Below are 15,908 nucleotides of genomic sequence, written 5' to 3' on the forward strand. Positions count from 1 at the left end.
ACACTGGATTAAAGGTGGCTAGTTAACATAGTAGTGTAGTTAGGTGCAAAGCGTCTTTTAGCAGTGAAGTTAGCCACAATCTATTTCGGTAAAGAGTCACACGCTCTGAATGTTTTGGCAATTCCCGCTCTTGAAACGCTTGTGAACTGCAAGGAATAAAGATTGGATGTAATCCCGATCTAACCTTGATAACTGGATAGTAATATATAGTGACCAAAAGGAAAATTAGCGGGTTTATCGGTGTCTGTTGTTTATCAGCGTAGCCTTCCCAAACGATTTGTTTTAGGAGTGGTCGGCACGTAGGCTTAAAATTGTACCAAGTGTGTCAGCACAATAAATGCCCAAAAACGCAACCACATTACCTTTAAAGCGACAAATGAAGAGAAGGAAATTTTTAAATAAGATTGCCAGCTCTGGGGAAAGACTACAAACAGAGAACCCCGTACTGATATGGCAATTAAGATACTTAGAGTCGGCTGCATCTACTGTTTGCAATCATGGCGATATTTGCCTCGCCTGTCCATGTATATAAACAGAGAAGCCTCTAAGGCATTTACCAAGGGATTATATTCTCGCAGTTCGTGTAAAACACGCTCAAGTTATTAGAACGCTTGTGCAATCTCAAAAACCCGAAAAAATCGACTTCAATACTGAATACCCCTGCCCCTGTCGTCGCCGGGGTCAGTTAATTCCGATTACGCTGACAGAAGCATTTGGTTGCGATCGCTGTCAGCAAATCTTTGTAGTAGAAGATAATGGTCATGTCCTAGAACAGCTTTCTACCACCTATCCTTACAAGCGGGCTTGGCGTTGGATGGGAAATAGTTGGCATGTTGTTCATCCCCGCTTGGGAGAAAGCTATCTGCCTATAGCGCTGGGTATTATTTTCGTGCTAGTGATTATATGGCTGCCATTAGCACTACGATTGGCAAATGCTTCCAGCATTATTCCTTGGGCAATCGTGGCGGTGCTGTTGGCGATCCTACCAGCACTAATGGTCTGGCTTACCTACAGACGTTAACTCAATGACAGTTGAAGTTTTGGATGACCACCCCGAACCGATTACTAGTGCCCAACGAGGCTATCAAGCTTCCCTCAAGTTGGGGATCACAAAGGGAGCAGACCGCAGTCGTGCAGTACTGGCGATGGCACAAGCCCTTGAGCGTTCATTTGACGACATTCTAGAAGCCAACACCTTGGATCTAGAAGCCAGTCGGGAAATGGCAGTGCCAGAGTTGATATTGGACTGGCTAAAGCTGACTCCCACAAGGCTAGAGATGACAGTAGACATTTTACAACGGTTGGGGGAATTATCAGATCCGCTACGGCGCGTCAGAACCGCTGATTATCAACTGGAAGATTCCCAAAGTTACACCCAATTAATGCCCTTGGGAGTGATTGGATTTATTTATGAGGCGTTCCCGGATTTAGGGGCGATCGCAGCAGGTTTTTGTATCAAAACTGGCAATTGTCTAATTCTCAAAGGCAGTACTGAAGCTAGCCATTCCAACGCGGTGATCGCTGAGGTACTGCAAAGTGCGATCGCCCAAGTTGGTCTACCATCAGGTTGTCTAGAACTGATCACAGCAGAACATGGTGCTTCAATTCGGGATTTAGTCACCCAAGACCAGTACGTGAATCTAGTGATTCCCTACGGACGTTCCAGCTTGGTACAGCAGGTAGTACGACAGTCAACTTGCCCAGTCTTAAAGTCAGCGATGGGTAACTGTTATCTCTACTGGTCGCCCAATAGCAGCTTAGAAATGGTACGTTGGATGATTCTTGATAGCCATCACAGCGAACCAGACCAAGTTAATGCCATTGAAAAAGTACTAATTCATCGCCAAGCCTTACCATCATCTTTAGCCGTTCTGTGGAACAGCTTGATGGAAAAAGGCTTTGAAATTAAAGGGGATGCAGAACTAGTAAAAGCCTTTCCTCAGTTGCATCTAGTGAAAGAAGCCGAATGGGGAAACCCTTATTTAACTAGGACAGTAGCTTTTAAATTGGTAGATAGCTTAGAGGCTGCGATCGCCTTGATTAATGAATACAGCAGTGGTCATGCCGACTCCATCGTTACTGAATCCTACCAGGAAAGTCGGCAGTTTGCATTAGGAGTCAACAGTGCCTCTACCTACATCAACACTTCCCCGCGTTTTTCCCGCAACCCCTCGCGGGGAGATTCAGTGTTTCTCGGCATGTCTAACCAAAAAGGTCATCGTCGGGGATTTATCAGCCTGGAAACCTTGACCACTGTCAAGCACATTGTTCAGGGAAATGGTAGGTTTTAAATAATTCGTAATACTCGCCATTCGCGTAGCGTCTCGTAGAGAAGGCGAGAAGCAAGCTACGTAATTCGTAGTTAGAAAAGGGTTTGACAGAAGTGCCTGTAACGGCAGTTTTGTTTTGATTGGGGTCTAAATCCCCACAAAATTCTCCCAGTCCCAATGCCCAATACTTCTCTACGAGAGGCTGCGCCAACGGCTTACCTCGACGCCGCCCTTCTCTACGAGAGGCTGCGCCAACGGCTCCTTTCGGCTTCTCTACCAGACGCTGCGCGAACGCTCAAGGCAATACTTCGGCTGGGCTCAGTACAAGTCCGCTCAGGACAAGCTCAGTACAAGTGCCCCAATCCCATCTTAAACTTAACAAAATCTTAATTTCTGCTTGATTCTGGGTTAGTAGAATTCCTTGTGTTTGGTTGAGCAGCAATTAGGAGACAAGTCAATCAATTTTGGATTTTGGATTTTGGATTTTGGATTTGTTCCGCCCACACTCGCTTTGCTCAAAGTCAAAAGTCACTCATTCAAAAGTAATTAATTAATTTTGAATGAGTGACCTTTGACCTTTGACTTGCCCCTTGGGGGCGATGAACCAAATAATTCTTTGTTCTTTAATCTAAAATCTAAAATCTAAAATCTAAAATTGGCAGTCAAATCAAGCCACTGTTTGTGCTTTTCGCAACTGACCCTCCTAAATGCCAACTATATTGACATCTGGAAAGTGGTGAATATGGAATTTATGGATGGCGATCGCCTGCTAGCAAATCGGTGCAGACGGCGGAGTTTTTTGTTGGGTGCAGGATTCCTAACGGGGTTAACAATAGCTAGCCAATGGCATCCGGTATTGGCTAACTCAAGGTTTTCTGGCTATCCGTTCAGTCTTGGTGTTGCCTCTGGTGATCCTTTGCCAGATGGTGTTGTTATCTGGACACGACTGGCTCCTAATCCACTCTCTGGAGGTGGAATGCCACTCGTAAATGTCCCTGTGCGGTGGCAAGTTGCCCTTGATGAAAATATGAAACAAGTGGTGCATCGAGGAACAGTGCTGGCAACACCAGAGTTAGCACACTCAGTCCACGTTGATGTCCGTGGACTAAACCCTGATCGTTGGTACTGGTATCAATTTCAAGCAGGTAGGGAAGTTAGCCCGATTGGGCGGACTCGCACAGCACCAGCATTTTATAGCTATATCCAACAACTGAACTTTGCTTTTGTCTCCTGTCAAGACTGGCAAAATGGGTACTATACAGCTTATCGGCATTTGGCTGATGAAAACCTCGACCTTGTGGTTCATCTAGGTGATTACATTTACGAATACGGGCCACAATCCGGTGGGCCCCGCCAGCATAATAGTTCAGAAATTATTACTCTTGACGACTACCGCGATCGCTACGCCCTCTACAAAAATGACCCAAATCTCCAAGCTGCTCATGCGGCTTTTCCCTGGATTGTCACTTGGGATGATCATGAAGTTGACAACAACTACGCCAACTTAATCCCCGAAGATAACCAAACCCAAGAGGCTTTTAAGAAACGCCGAGCTAATGCTTATCAGGCTTACTACGAACACATGCCTCTACGTCAGTCTTCGCTGCCCAAGGGTCCAGAGGCACTGCTTTATCGGCGGTTGACTTTCGGTAATTTAGCTGAGTTCAACGTTCTAGATACGAGGCAGTACCGCACTAACCAACCTTGTGATGATGGACTTAAGCCTCGCTGCCCCCAAGCTTTTGATCCCAATGCTACCATGACCGGCTCAGAACAAGAGCAGTGGCTACGAAAAGGCTTAGACCAATCGCGATCGCGCTGGAATGTCATTGCTCAACAGGTGATGTTTGCCGAGTACAATTTCAATAGTAATCCAGGTCCAGGTGTCTTCAATATGGATCAGTGGGACGGCTACGTAGCTGCACGTAATCGGCTGCTGAGTTTTCTCAACCAGCGTCAACCTTCTAATCCAGTGGTGATTAGTGGAGACATCCATTCTAGTTGGGTACACGATCTAAAGCTTGATTTCAACAACTCAAACTCACCAACTGTAGGCACTGAGTTCGTAGGAACTTCAATTACCTCTGATTTTCCCACCCAATTTATCGCTCCAGCTGAAGCTGCCCTACGTAATAATCCCCATACTAAGTTCTTTGATGGTGCTTACCGGGGATACGTTCGCTGCAAACTTACCCCAGAACGTTGGCAAAGTGACTACCGCGTTGTATCAAGCATCGTTGACTTGAATGCCTCTGTCAAAACCCTAGCTTCGTTTGTAGTCCAAAACGGACAACCAGGAGCGCATCTAAGTTAAGCAAATTTCATAAGCAATCAACCAAACCCCCCAAATATAATCTGGGGGGTTTGAATAAGCTAATCGTTATTCATTTTTCCAGAATGATTCGCTTTTAGTAAGGGCTTCAGCCCTGCTTTTACGCAACTTAAATGCTCATTAGCTTCTCAGGGCAAACGCATTTTAATTGTTACTAATATTGAGAATGAGAAACTAGATTGAACTATAGCAATCCGAATTGAATCATGAGACGAAATGCCATAAGGCAATTCTAAAAATGTTTTTAACCACTCATACTTCTAGTGAGGAAGGTGAGTTAGATGTTTATGTTGAACTCTGTTTGGGCTGCTAGGAGGGTGTTCCAGAGGGTTTATGCGGTAATTATGATACTAATTGATTCTGGAGTTAAGATATGCATGGATATAGGGGAGCCAAAATTTCTTTCATTGAGGAGTTCTTGGAGCTTTATGCTGCTGGAAAAAGGGATTTCTCTGGACTGAGCTTTAGCTATATTTACGGGGACTACTCTTTGTTGGAAGGAGCCGATATCAGTGGAATTAACTTGGCTGGAGCTAACTTGGCTCAATGCGGTTTTATTGGTACTAATCTCAGCAATGCTTTCTTGGTTGGAATTGACGTTTCGGAAGGCTTTCTCGATGATTGTAACTTGAGTAGGGCTGATTTGCGAGGTGCCAATTTGATCAAAGCTAGGTTATATCGTAGTGATTTGCGAAGTGCTGACTTGAGTTACGCCAAATTGACTAGGGCTAATTTGGCTGGAGCTATTGGTCCAGCCATCATCAATCATACCAACCTGGCTGAAGCTGACCTCAGAAACACTGTTGGTTTTATGCACAAGAATGGGTTGGAACTCCGTCAAGTCAGATATGGCAACATTGGTACTTTTTTCTGGAATACCATCATGCCCGATGGAAGTATCGAAACTGGACCTGTCTACATTGCTGACTGGTTGTGATAGGTTGTCAACATTATCTTCTCCTGCCATCAAAGGAGCAGTAGTAAGTAGTTGATTTATCTCTGTTAATATTTGCGGATATAGTAAATCCTGCCTGAGTTACCAAAACTGCAAGAAATTTAAAAAAAGGCGGAGAGTAAAGAAAATTCACGAGTAGTGTAGACTATTCAAGCCGGAAGCGTAGGCATAGCCCGTCGTAGACATCGCCTGTTAAAGGTTACACTGAATCAATTTTCCTGAAGAGTTATTTTGGCATTTCTTTGCAATACTTAACTAACTTTTAATTAAAAAAAGTGAACATAGATTAAAAATGATAACTAACATCAGAATTTATTAAGTTCTTCAGACTCAATTGAGAGTATGCTTAGTAATTGAAGTTTAGTTGAGAATTTTGAGTAATTAGGTGCAAAGAAACTTAAACATTTGTTGAGTTTTTTATACTTTGCCATTTATTTGAATATTAAATACTAAAAAACAAAGTTTATTTGTGCCAAGTTACTAACTAGGTTGTCGAGCAAGGCGGTAAAAATCTAACCAGAGTCAAGTACTAACAGCGAAAACAAAAGTAAACTTAACAAAAATTATGTAAGATGATCAAAAGAATTTTGCTGGCTGTATCGGGATTGGGACACGCAGAAGAAATGCTCAAAACCCTGAAAGAAATCCCTTCAATTCAATCTGCAAAAGTTACAATTTTGCATGTTGTTCCTGCACAAAGTACTGCTACTACCATGACAGCTAAATGGGAAAATGGTGGTAAAATTCTGGCGAATGCGATTCAAACTTTGAACTTAGATCCTAGCCAGGTTTCTTCAATTTTGCGTGAGGGCGACCCCAAAGATGTAGTTTGCCAAGTAGCTGATGAAATCGACGCTGACTTGATTATTATGGGTTCACGCGGACTGAAGCGGCTACAATCGATTTTATCGAACTCAGTCAGTCAGTATGTTTTCCAACTATCTTCTCGCCCGATGTTGCTGGTAAAAGATGACATTTATGTTAAAAGAATTAAGCGCATTATGGTGGCAATAGACAACTCTGATTCAGCAAAAAACTGCTTAAAATTGGCTCTATTCTTGTTGCGAGATATTCAGGGCGGCCAGTTAATTTTAGCAAACGTTAGTACAAATTTAGGCGGTAAAAGATCGGAAATAACCGAGGTTAAATCAGATAAAAATCCAGTTTTAGCAGCCGCAGTTGCAGAAGCTGAAAAACAGGGCATCCAATCTCGTTGTTATATCAGTAGTGGCAAACCTGGTGAAGAAATTTGTCGATTGGCAGAGGAGTTGAATATAGACTTATTATTGCTCGGTTCTCCAGATCGGCGTCCATCAATCGCTAAGAGTTTTGTTGATATAGACCGACTTATCGGCTCTTCCTTGTCTGACTATGTTCGAGTCAATGCCACTTGTCCGGTATTGTTGGCGCGGACAATCGCTTAAAGTCAAAATAGAGTTAGCGGTTGATAAATAAAAACCCCTACACCAGTAGTGCAGGGGTTATTTATTTTATACACAAATTCTTAACTATCTTTTCCACTTTCGCGGCTAGCAGTTTGGATGTACAGAATTAGTAAAAACACAGCGGGAACCAGTACGAACAAAATGCTCGCTATGAACCCCAGGTTATTAACTTGCATGGCAAGAAAGCCTCTCTTAAATTTCCAGTCAACAACATTAGGATAGCATCATCGATGACAGAGTTATACCAATTCAAAATTCAAAATTAGGAAACTCAATTTTGGTAATACCGATTGATTACCTGTGAGGTTGCTCCAGAACTTGGAGCTTAAGCCCCAAGTCTGATTTTGTGCAGTTTCACAAAGAATTGGTATAAGTATTTTGACTACTGACTCGATACAAATTGAAGCAATGGCAGATTTGAGAACCTAAGGCTTAGTGACTACACTGACTGAGCCATTCACTAAAGTTTGACAGGCAAGACGGTAATTTTCCGGCTTTTTCTTGAATTTCCGGTTTTCTACATCTGTGCGGGGGGAAAGATTTTCTAATCCTTGGACTATCTGGACAACGCAAGTGCCACACTGACCATTACCACCACAATTCGTCATCTTGCCAATTAATGTATATATATCAATGTCATTTTGCATCGCCTTGAGCCGGAGATTTGCACCATCCGCCGCCACTACTTCTTTATTTTCTTTAACGAATTTGATATTACCCATAACTGATTTCTCCTTGACTCTAAGCTTGGCTTTCAAGGCTTCATATTGACATGGCTTGATTCACATCTTATTTATTATATTAATTCATTACAAAATATTAATAAATATTAATATTCTAAAACTGATGTCACAAAAAAATAGGACAGGTGCTCTACCTGTCCTATAAATTGAAAAATAGATTAACTTACCTAAATCCTACGGCTGCTTGCCAAACGAAAGCAAGCAACAAGAAGAATACGGGGATAACTGGGAGAACGTCCACCAAAGGATCAAAGATTTGGTAAGCTTCAGGCAGTTTTGCTAATAAAAGTGCTGCTTCCATGTTTGTTTAAATCCACCTATCCAACATAGCTTTCATAATTGAGAGATATCTTAACATGGTTTGGTCAGTTGTTAGGAGTTAAGAGTTAGGAGTTAAAAATTATTCTTCCCCTGTTTCCTCTGCCCTTCTTACCCCACATCTCCCTCATCTCCCCTTTCTTGATTGAGCCAGTGACCAAATTCTATGGCAAAGCGATCGCTCAATATTGCTTCTCTAATCTTTTGGGTAAAGCGAACTAGTTCGGTAATGTTGTGAATGCTCAACAAGGTGTAAGCTAAAATTTCCTGCGCTCGCACTAAATGAGATACGTAAGCACGGCTAAAATTTTGACAAGTGTAGCAGGGACAAGTTTCGTCTAATGGGGCAAAATCTTCTCGAAACTTAGCATTTTTTAAATTCCAGCGTCCGCCCTGGACTATTGCCGTTCCATGTCTCGCCCAGCGTGTGGGAATTACGCAATCAAATAAATCTACACCAGATGCGATCGCGATCGCCATTTCCCGATAAGTACCCACACCCATCAAGTAACGCGGTTTTTCGGGGGGTAGAAGCGGTGCTGTGACTTTTACAATCTCAGCCATTAATTCTGGCGGTTCTCCCACACTGACGCCACCAATAGCATATCCGGGCAAATCTAACTTAGCCAAAGCTTCAGCCGCATGGCAACGTAAATCCAAATACACACCCCCCTGCACAATCCCAAACAAAGCCTGCTCACTGCGTTGATGAGCCGTTATGCAGCGTTCTAACCAGCGGTAAGTGCGCTCAGTTGCAGTTTCTACCTCTTGGCGAGTCGCTGGGTAGGGCGGACACTCATCAAATGCCATAATCACATCTGCCCCCAAAGTATTTTGAATTTCAATGGAGCGCTCTGGTGTTAAGTTAATAATTTGTCCATCATGGGGTGAGCGAAAAGTCACGCCTTCTTCAGTAATTTTTCGCATCTCGCTTAAGCTGAACACCTGAAACCCACCCGAATCTGTGAGCATCGGCCCGTTCCAACCCATAAATTTGTGCAACCCACCACCCCCAGCCACGATCGCTTCTCCTGGTTGTAGGTGAAGATGATAAGTATTCGATAAGATCATTTGTGCCCCAGTATCTCGTAGCTGAGATGGGGTAAGAGTTTTGACATTCGCCAGCGTTCCCACTGGCATAAATCTGGGGGTTTCTACAACACCGTGAGGAGTGAAAAACACTCCTGCTCTAGCTTTTGTTTGACTACAGCAAGCAAGACATTCAAAGGAAAAATTCGCACTCATGCCATTTGCGATTTTAGATTTTGCGAAAAGTTTGAGCGGAGGTTTCCGACGCTTGCGGACTCGCTCTAAGCGTACCCCTGCGGGGAAGCAAGCTACGCGAACAGCGTCTCGTAGAGAAGCTATGCCGTTGGCGCAACCTTTGGTAGAGAAGGCTTTACGCTGCGCTATCCGCTCAAAGCTTTTCAAGACAGATTTTGGATTGTGAAACGCTAATCGATAAAGAGTTTCAGAAATCCATAACTAGCAGCCATAAAACCAAATGGTATTAAGGCAAAATTAATATTATTTGGCTATTTGGCTAAATTATGGACAAACATAAAAACTGGTAATTGAGTTTTAGTGAACACTTAAGCAATCACTAGTAACCTAGTTAGCAACTTTACGAGTAAGTAGGTAGGCACGAATTAACCTAATTATGTAATCAAAATGTAAAACCGTCAAAGTCCGTGTGATTGCAACTCTTAGAGACGCTTTGCGTAGCTTGCTTCGACCTAGTAGTAGGTTACACTCCGTTTGACTCGCAATCACATACTTGTAAATTTTCCCACATAATTGCTTCTTAACGTAATAATTATTACTTAGAAAGAATCAGAACAGTCATCGTCAATTTCTGCATCCCACCTGGCTGAGAGTACTTGCTCCATCATCGCTTCTATGGCGCTGACATTGAAGCTTCGCTCTCGTCGCTCTTGTAGGGGGGTTGAGCGGGGAATCAACCGCAGACACACTCCTTCTTGCATCAAATCGAAATAGGTTTCTTGTTGCGACGACTGTTTGAGTTCCAAGTAATCAAAACTACAAACATTCAGATATAGCGCGTGGTTAGCCACTAAGGTAGACCTTTGCGGATTGGCAAAAACTTCCATCACATCCCCTTCACCCTCGCTCAGTACCTTATCTTCTTGGGTGTAGATGTAGTGGACTCGACCTAAATCTGCCAGCAATCGCCGGATGTCAAGCTTATTTACAATGATGCCCGTGTTAATAATGCACGGAGCTGGTATCCTGGTGTCGGGTAGATGGTGACTCATAGGAAAATAGCGATTGAGCTAAGGAGAGCGACAACATAGCTAAACTGTCATAATTGAATAGCTTGTTTACTCCCTACATTTAAAAAATATCAATTTTGTGGGGCAATCGTCTATTGACACTCTCCGGTCTAAAGACGTGGAGATGCTTGGTTCAACGAGTCCACTTAGTTTAGCTTCCTTGCGGTATCTAACCCAGAGGTGGTTCTCTTCTCTTGGCGCAGCGTCTCGTAGAGAAGCTTTAACTTTCGATATGCCCTACCGTAGTTGGATGACTCCAAAATTTGTTTGAGTTTAAAACCTGTTTGTCTAGTCCCCATAAAGATTTTACCTATTCCTGGGTAATAACTAGAACTATGGAATAGAACCCCATATCTTTAATTGTCTTCGCGCAACGTCTCGATAGAGAAGGTACAGCGTTAACCGTTTAGGTTGCTAGGGTTTTTAAACAGGTTGATTACCCCACCTGCTTTGCGTATCATAGCATCAATGTTACTGGAGAATAAATCCTCTTCTATGGTTTTCATCGCCGACTTAGAAGACGTTTAAAGAGTAAAAACTTTTTGGGTTTTTATGATTATTCAGGATTTTCAAGCAACATTCTGATAATTTGGAGTAAGTTTTTAGTTAACTAATACAAAACACAAATTTTACTCCCTGATGGAATTTTAACTTTCTAAATCGCTGATTTTTTGTATATAAAAGTACTTGAAATTATTTAATTACCACTTAGACCAGCATAACAAAATTTTCAAGGGGAATGTCTAATGGAAGTAAATCTTATTTAAAGTTTTAAAGTCTGCTCATGGCGGTTACACGGAAATCAAGATTATTATCCAGTAATTTACCAAATATTAATGTAATTCTGATGAAAAAACAGCAACAGTGGTGGAAAAAGCTGCTGTTAAAGCTGGCAGCTAGTATTATATTTTATACTGTTATTCCACTACCGTATTTGAACGGATTGGACTTTCGGGGAGTGGCACGTCTTGCTTCGCTTGTCGGGTTGATAATTGGGGGAATTTTAGGGTTGCTAGATACGGGGATGGATTATATTGGTATACCCGTGTTAACTCGTAGTGGTTTGGTAGTAAGTATTTGGATTGCCATAACTGGAGGACTGCACTTAGATGGGGCAATGGATACTGCCGATGGTTTGGCAGTGGGCGACCCAGATCGGCGACTAGAGGTGATGGCAGATAGTGCCACAGGTGCCTTTGGGGCAATGGCAGCGATCGCCTTGGTGATCCTGAAAATAACCGCCTTGACAGATATGCCAGAAAACCGTTGGTTATTGCTGATGGCTGCTTGTGGGTGGGGACGTTGGGGACAACAGCTAGCGATCGCGCGATACCCTTATCTAAAACCAACTGGCAAAGGTGCATTTCACAAACACGCCATTCGTTCTTACAAAGATTTGTTACCAGGATTGTTGTTGTTGTTTGGTTTGAGTGGTTTACTTGTGCTGATAGATAAACAGCAGCTATTTCTCGCACTGGCAATGATACTTGTTGGAAGTGCGATCGCTACTTTAACTGGTGCGTGGTTCAACCACAAATTAGGCGGACACACTGGAGATACCTACGGCGCAGTCGTCGAGTGGACTGAAGCCTTATTTCTCTGCGTGCTGACCGTTTTTTAAGAAATGAGGGAGCAGGGAGAGCAGGGAGAGCAGGGGGAGCAGGGGGAGCAGGGGGACAAGGAGAATAATCAATGCCCAATGCCCAATGCCTAATGCCTAATGCCCAATGCCCAATGCCCAATGCCCAATGCCTAATGCCCAATGACTAATGACTAATGACTAATGACTAATGACTAATGACTAATGACTAATGACTAATGACTACTTCATTTAATCGGTTGCAACTTTGTAACTTTGAGTTTAAAAGCCCCAACCCCAGTTTCTCCAAAAGACCGGACACGAATAACATAATTCCCTGTCTCTACGATGCGAGTAAATAGTAGGGAATTGCTACTACCATCAGGGCCATCATCATTTTCTGCGACAGTCGATCCATCAGGTGCCAGTAGTGTGACGATGCTGTCAAAGTTTTCAGATGACAGGTCAACTGCTAAATTATCGCCCTTCTGTAACTTCACTGTGTAATCACGGGCAAACCCACCTTGACCTGTAGGAATGTCTTTGTCTGAGAGGGTATCATTAATTTCAGTACTGTTAGATAAAGGGATTGGACTATACAACTTATTTTGAGCAAAAGCTGCACTTGTACTTATACTTATTGCCAGCAATGTGGCAGGAATGATCATGAGTTGTTTTAAACCCGCCGCAAAAACTTTATTCATAACACTTCAAGGAATTTTTCTACAAAAATAGCGTAAATTGGTCAATTTATCCACTTTTAAGCCAAAGCTTGCCATTATCTCTTGATTTATCCGTCTTTGACGGTAGTGGCTACAGCTACTAATCCTAAGACCACAATTCCATACTGACGAAGTGTTTGCACAGCAGACCTGGCAGTAGCACCAGTAGTATAAATGTCGTCCACTAACAGCACTGGGACATTTGGGGGACGATCGCGAAATTCTTGACCAACAGCAAAAGCTTTGTCCAAGTTTTTTTCTCGTTTAGATACCGACAAACCAAACTGCGCTTCAGTTTCTCGCACTCTTGCTAAACCGTTTAGTTTCAATTTTAATCCAGTGATTTCGCAGAAGCTTTGTGCTATCAGTGCAGCTTGATTGTATTTACGTTGCTTTTGCTTGCTAGCGTGGAGTGGGATCGGAACTACCACAGGCTGGCTATCTCGCCTCGGTGAATTTAACAACCATGCTTCTCCTAACCATTGACCCAAAGGACGAGCTATTTGGGGTTGATTTTCGTATTTCATCGCCGCGATCGCCCGTTTCACCGGGCCACCATACTCCCCCCAGCCAAACACTGGTATTGGCTCTTGCCATAGAGAAATCGGGTCTTTACGTTGACATTTTTGCAGTTGTCTGGTGCAATTGTGACAAAATTCTTGGGAAGTTGCGCGTTGACACAGGGGGCAATGGGATTGGAGAAAAAGATTGAGTAAGCCTGTGAGATTTTGAATCCAAGTGTGCATTTTAAGAGTTAGGAGTTAGGAGTCATTCAATTTTGGATTTTAGATTTTAGATTTTAGATTTTTTCTTCAATCCAAAATCCAAAATTCAAAATCTAAAATTGACAGAGTTAGGAGTTAAGAATTTAAACTTTATAACTCATAACCCTTAAGTGTTGTGCAGTAATTTAACATACACGCGATCGCACCTTGTTGTTTCTACTCCTGTGGCTGGAGTGTAGCCATTGCTTTCATATAGCTTGACTGCTTCCACCAAAACGCTGGCGGTTTCAATCCAAATTTGCCCAAATCCACGCTCTGCGATCGCTGCTTCTAGCTGTTGTAACAAATATTTCCCTAGTCCCAAACCCCTAATGCTGGGCAAAAGATACATTTTGCGGATTTCTACAGCTTTTTTACCTCGGTGTATCGGGTAGTATGCTCCAGTACCTACTAACTGGCTTTGGTGTTCAATTACCCAAAACTCTCCCCCCGTAGCTAAATAACATTCCTCTACTCGCAGCACATCTCGGTCAGCAACCTTGGGTTCCCAACCTAGACCGTATTCTGATAATACATAACTGATGACTTCGGCGGCTCTTGTGCGATCGCTTTCCACCCAATCACGGATTAAAAAATCTTGATAATAGTTCTTCATTACCATTTGCTGGTCAAGTTTACACAGAAAATTTTTCCGCATCTATATCCCAATTTACCTAGCAAATAGCAATTCTTGCAGAGTCGATTTCAGACGGTACTCTCAAGGTGTCAATTGTACCAGTGCTGAAAAAAGTCATCTTTACCAAATAAATTGGCTCTACATCTACATGCTCAACGCATAATCAGGTGTATTCTTGCCAGGAATCGAGTTTTTGCACTTCTAATTTTTCACCAATCGTGATATGATTAAGACAATATGTTTTTTATCAGTCAGTTAATATACTTAAATAACTGTTGATAAAAAAGGGATAAGACAAACGATATTTGTCTTATCCCCTGCCGTTGATTATCATTATTAAAAAACATTCCCAGAGATTATACTCAACTTTATCCATTTTTTTGCAACGCGATGCCTGCGGCAAGCCGCTAAAAAGCGTCTACACTATCGCTGAAACAATTGTGTGACGGTAGTTTTACTTTTTTAACTTATTGATAATCTGTGACGTAGAAGAAGTATTTGCCAAAAAGCCAGGTTTTTTGCCGGATGAAGAAAACCTCGTTCTTGATTTTGGATAAAGTCGAGCTTAGAGCCAAGTTTGTGGTTCAGATATTGAATAGTTGTTAGCAGCAAACTTTTAACTGACAATTCCTAGATTATTGTAGATTTCGATGAGATTGCCATCAGGATCGCGAAAATGAGCTGTGCGAATTCCCCATTCTGGGCGATCTTCTGGTTGAGTCACAACGTTTGCATTCTGATCTTTTACTTGCTCATAGACCTCATCCACGTTATCGACTGCGAAAATCAAGACAATTTTATCTCGGTTGACAACATATGAAGGCTGTTCGATTCTTGGGACTACTTGGGCCATTAATTCTTTTTTGAACAAACCCAGCTTGAGATATCCGGTATTAAACTCAGCATATCCGCTATCTTCATCGCCCCAATCGACATCAAATTTCAGCAGATCCCGGTAGAACAGAAAAGAATCTTTGTAGTTGGAGACAAGCAGTCTCAGGTGTGTTAACTGAAGCTTCATATCTGTTGCCTTAGTCTACTAACTGTGAATTCTAGGTTCTGGGTGCAAAGTCGCCAGCAACTCACTTTCAACAATTGCTAATTCATCAAGCCGTTGCATGACAATTTCTTTGTCGAAGTAAGTAGCAGCTAAAACCCAATATATACCGTAGTGACGCGCTTCGGATGCCATTAACCCACGATAAAATTTTGCTAACTCTGGCTCTGGACAGTGAGTAGCTAATAGTCCCAGGCGTTCATGAGAGCGAGCTTCAATTAAACCAGTGACTAGTAAGGAATCCAGAAATCGCTCAGGTTCTTTGGGGCGGACTTGAGCTTTTAAAAGAGCACCATAGGGAGGGGGTGGTAAGGGAGCTAGGGGAATATTCCGGCGTTCTAACCATTGGTTAACTAGCTCAAAGTGTTCTAGTTCTTCGCGGGCGATCGCAGTCAGTTCCCGAACCATTTTAGTATTGGAAGGGTAGCGAAACATCATGTTCAAGGCCACGCCTGCTGCTTTGCGTTCACAGTGGGAGTGGTCGAGTAAGATGATGTCTAAGTTAGCAATCGCTTGTTCAACCCAAGCAGAGCTAGTGGGCTGTTTCAGGGCGTTGATAGTCGGTAACTGAATAAACACATTACAAAACTCCAGAATTTTAATTTAGTTAAATAGTTTAGCAAATAGATTTTAACGGAAGATTTTTTGGACAAAGTTCAATAATTGATTGGCGGTGAAGGGTTTCGCTAAAAAGCCTTGGATATTAATACCCTTAGTTTGTACTAATGCCTCAGCCGTAGCTAATCCACTCATGGCAAGAATTTGCACTTGCGGGTTGATGATTTGCAAGGT

19 protein-coding genes are annotated in these 15,908 nt (G+C 42.6%); 6 read left to right on the forward strand and 13 right to left on the reverse strand.

The features are described 5' to 3' along the window. The first annotated feature begins 613 nt into the window (after window positions 1–613). On the forward strand, window positions 614–1,021 hold the full coding sequence (locus V7K85_RS33040) for a hypothetical protein (protein WP_334820410.1): 408 nt from the start codon (window positions 614–616) through the stop codon (window positions 1,019–1,021). A 4-nt stretch (window positions 1,022–1,025) separates the two neighbouring features. After that, entirely contained in the window at window positions 1,026–2,291 is a 1,266-nt protein-coding gene (locus tag V7K85_RS33045) for a glutamate-5-semialdehyde dehydrogenase (protein WP_334820412.1), read from the forward strand. Here V7K85_RS33045 and V7K85_RS33050 read toward each other — a convergent pair. Next, window positions 2,257–2,481: a hypothetical protein gene (locus V7K85_RS33050; protein WP_334820414.1), complete on the reverse strand. Its 225-nt coding sequence runs from the start codon at window positions 2,479–2,481 to the stop codon at window positions 2,257–2,259. The two genes, V7K85_RS33045 and V7K85_RS33050, sit on opposite strands and share 35 nt — an antisense overlap. Window positions 2,482–3,012: 531 nt before the next feature. On the opposite strand from V7K85_RS33050, the gene V7K85_RS33055 reads away from it, so the two are divergent. The 3 genes from V7K85_RS33055 (at window position 3,013) to V7K85_RS33065 (ending at window position 6,981) form a co-directional block, all read left to right on the forward strand. Then, window positions 3,013–4,584: an alkaline phosphatase D family protein gene (locus tag V7K85_RS33055; RefSeq protein ID WP_334820828.1), complete on the forward strand. Its 1,572-nt coding sequence runs from the start codon at window positions 3,013–3,015 to the stop codon at window positions 4,582–4,584. A gap of 391 nt (window positions 4,585–4,975) precedes the next feature. Continuing rightward, window positions 4,976–5,539 (forward strand): pentapeptide repeat-containing protein, encoded by a 564-nt coding sequence (locus V7K85_RS33060; protein ID WP_334820416.1) that lies wholly within the window; start codon window positions 4,976–4,978, stop codon window positions 5,537–5,539. Window positions 5,540–6,129: 590 nt separating this feature from the next. Further along, a complete protein-coding gene (locus V7K85_RS33065; protein WP_334820418.1) occupies window positions 6,130–6,981 on the forward strand; it encodes a universal stress protein in 852 nt (283 codons plus the stop codon). Window positions 6,982–7,061: 80 nt separating this feature from the next. Here the strand turns inward: V7K85_RS33065 and psbM are convergent, their stop codons facing one another. From psbM to V7K85_RS33095, 6 genes are all read right to left on the reverse strand, one after another. Beyond that, window positions 7,062–7,178, reverse strand: a complete 117-nt coding sequence (psbM, locus tag V7K85_RS33070) for a photosystem II reaction center protein PsbM (protein WP_334820420.1) — start codon at window positions 7,176–7,178, stop codon at window positions 7,062–7,064. Window positions 7,179–7,427: 249 nt separating this feature from the next. Further along, complete coding sequence (locus V7K85_RS33075) at window positions 7,428–7,724, reverse strand: 2Fe-2S iron-sulfur cluster-binding protein (RefSeq protein WP_334820422.1); 297 nt, start codon at window positions 7,722–7,724, stop codon at window positions 7,428–7,430. Window positions 7,725–7,908: 184 nt separating this feature from the next. Next, window positions 7,909–8,046, reverse strand: coding sequence for a photosystem II reaction center protein K (locus V7K85_RS33080; RefSeq protein WP_006195022.1), 138 nt, complete (start codon window positions 8,044–8,046; stop codon window positions 7,909–7,911). A 128-nt stretch (window positions 8,047–8,174) separates the two neighbouring features. Beyond that, window positions 8,175–9,308, reverse strand: coding sequence for a tRNA guanosine(34) transglycosylase Tgt (gene tgt / locus V7K85_RS33085; protein WP_334820830.1), 1,134 nt, complete (start codon window positions 9,306–9,308; stop codon window positions 8,175–8,177). A 578-nt stretch (window positions 9,309–9,886) separates the two neighbouring features. Further along, on the reverse strand, window positions 9,887–10,339 hold the full coding sequence (locus V7K85_RS33090) for a hypothetical protein (protein WP_322676276.1): 453 nt from the start codon (window positions 10,337–10,339) through the stop codon (window positions 9,887–9,889). A gap of 164 nt (window positions 10,340–10,503) precedes the next feature. Next, window positions 10,504–10,656 carry a hypothetical protein gene (locus V7K85_RS33095; RefSeq protein WP_334820424.1) on the reverse strand — a complete coding sequence of 51 codons (153 nt, stop codon included), beginning with the start codon at window positions 10,654–10,656 and terminating at the stop codon, window positions 10,504–10,506. Window positions 10,657–11,204: 548 nt separating this feature from the next. Between V7K85_RS33095 and cobS the strand changes: the two genes are divergently transcribed. Further along, complete coding sequence (gene cobS / locus V7K85_RS33100; protein ID WP_334820426.1) at window positions 11,205–11,978, forward strand: adenosylcobinamide-GDP ribazoletransferase; 774 nt, start codon at window positions 11,205–11,207, stop codon at window positions 11,976–11,978. Between the two features lie 206 nt (window positions 11,979–12,184). Here the strand turns inward: cobS and V7K85_RS33105 are convergent, their stop codons facing one another. The 6 genes from V7K85_RS33105 to V7K85_RS33130 form a co-directional block, all read right to left on the reverse strand. Further along, on the reverse strand, window positions 12,185–12,640 hold the full coding sequence (locus V7K85_RS33105) for a PPC domain-containing protein (RefSeq protein ID WP_334820428.1): 456 nt from the start codon (window positions 12,638–12,640) through the stop codon (window positions 12,185–12,187). A gap of 86 nt (window positions 12,641–12,726) precedes the next feature. Next, the gene (locus tag V7K85_RS33110; protein ID WP_334820430.1) at window positions 12,727–13,404 is read right to left on the reverse strand and encodes a ComF family protein; all 678 of its coding nucleotides are present in this window, start codon (window positions 13,402–13,404) and stop codon (window positions 12,727–12,729) included. Window positions 13,405–13,549: 145 nt separating this feature from the next. Continuing rightward, window positions 13,550–14,038 carry a GNAT family N-acetyltransferase gene (locus V7K85_RS33115; protein ID WP_334820432.1) on the reverse strand — a complete coding sequence of 163 codons (489 nt, stop codon included), beginning with the start codon at window positions 14,036–14,038 and terminating at the stop codon, window positions 13,550–13,552. A 637-nt stretch (window positions 14,039–14,675) separates the two neighbouring features. Then, a complete protein-coding gene (locus tag V7K85_RS33120; RefSeq protein WP_334820434.1) occupies window positions 14,676–15,080 on the reverse strand; it encodes a VOC family protein in 405 nt (134 codons plus the stop codon). A gap of 18 nt (window positions 15,081–15,098) precedes the next feature. Beyond that, window positions 15,099–15,695, reverse strand: coding sequence for a tRNA-(ms[2]io[6]A)-hydroxylase (locus tag V7K85_RS33125; RefSeq protein ID WP_334820436.1), 597 nt, complete (start codon window positions 15,693–15,695; stop codon window positions 15,099–15,101). 51 nt (window positions 15,696–15,746) lie between these two features. Continuing rightward, the gene (locus tag V7K85_RS33130; protein ID WP_334820438.1) at window positions 15,747–15,905 is read right to left on the reverse strand and encodes a hypothetical protein; all 159 of its coding nucleotides are present in this window, start codon (window positions 15,903–15,905) and stop codon (window positions 15,747–15,749) included. Window positions 15,906–15,908: the final 3 nt, after the last annotated feature.

The organism is Nostoc sp. (assembly GCF_036917615.1).
GTDB lineage: Bacteria > Cyanobacteriota > Cyanobacteriia > Cyanobacteriales > Nostocaceae > Nostoc.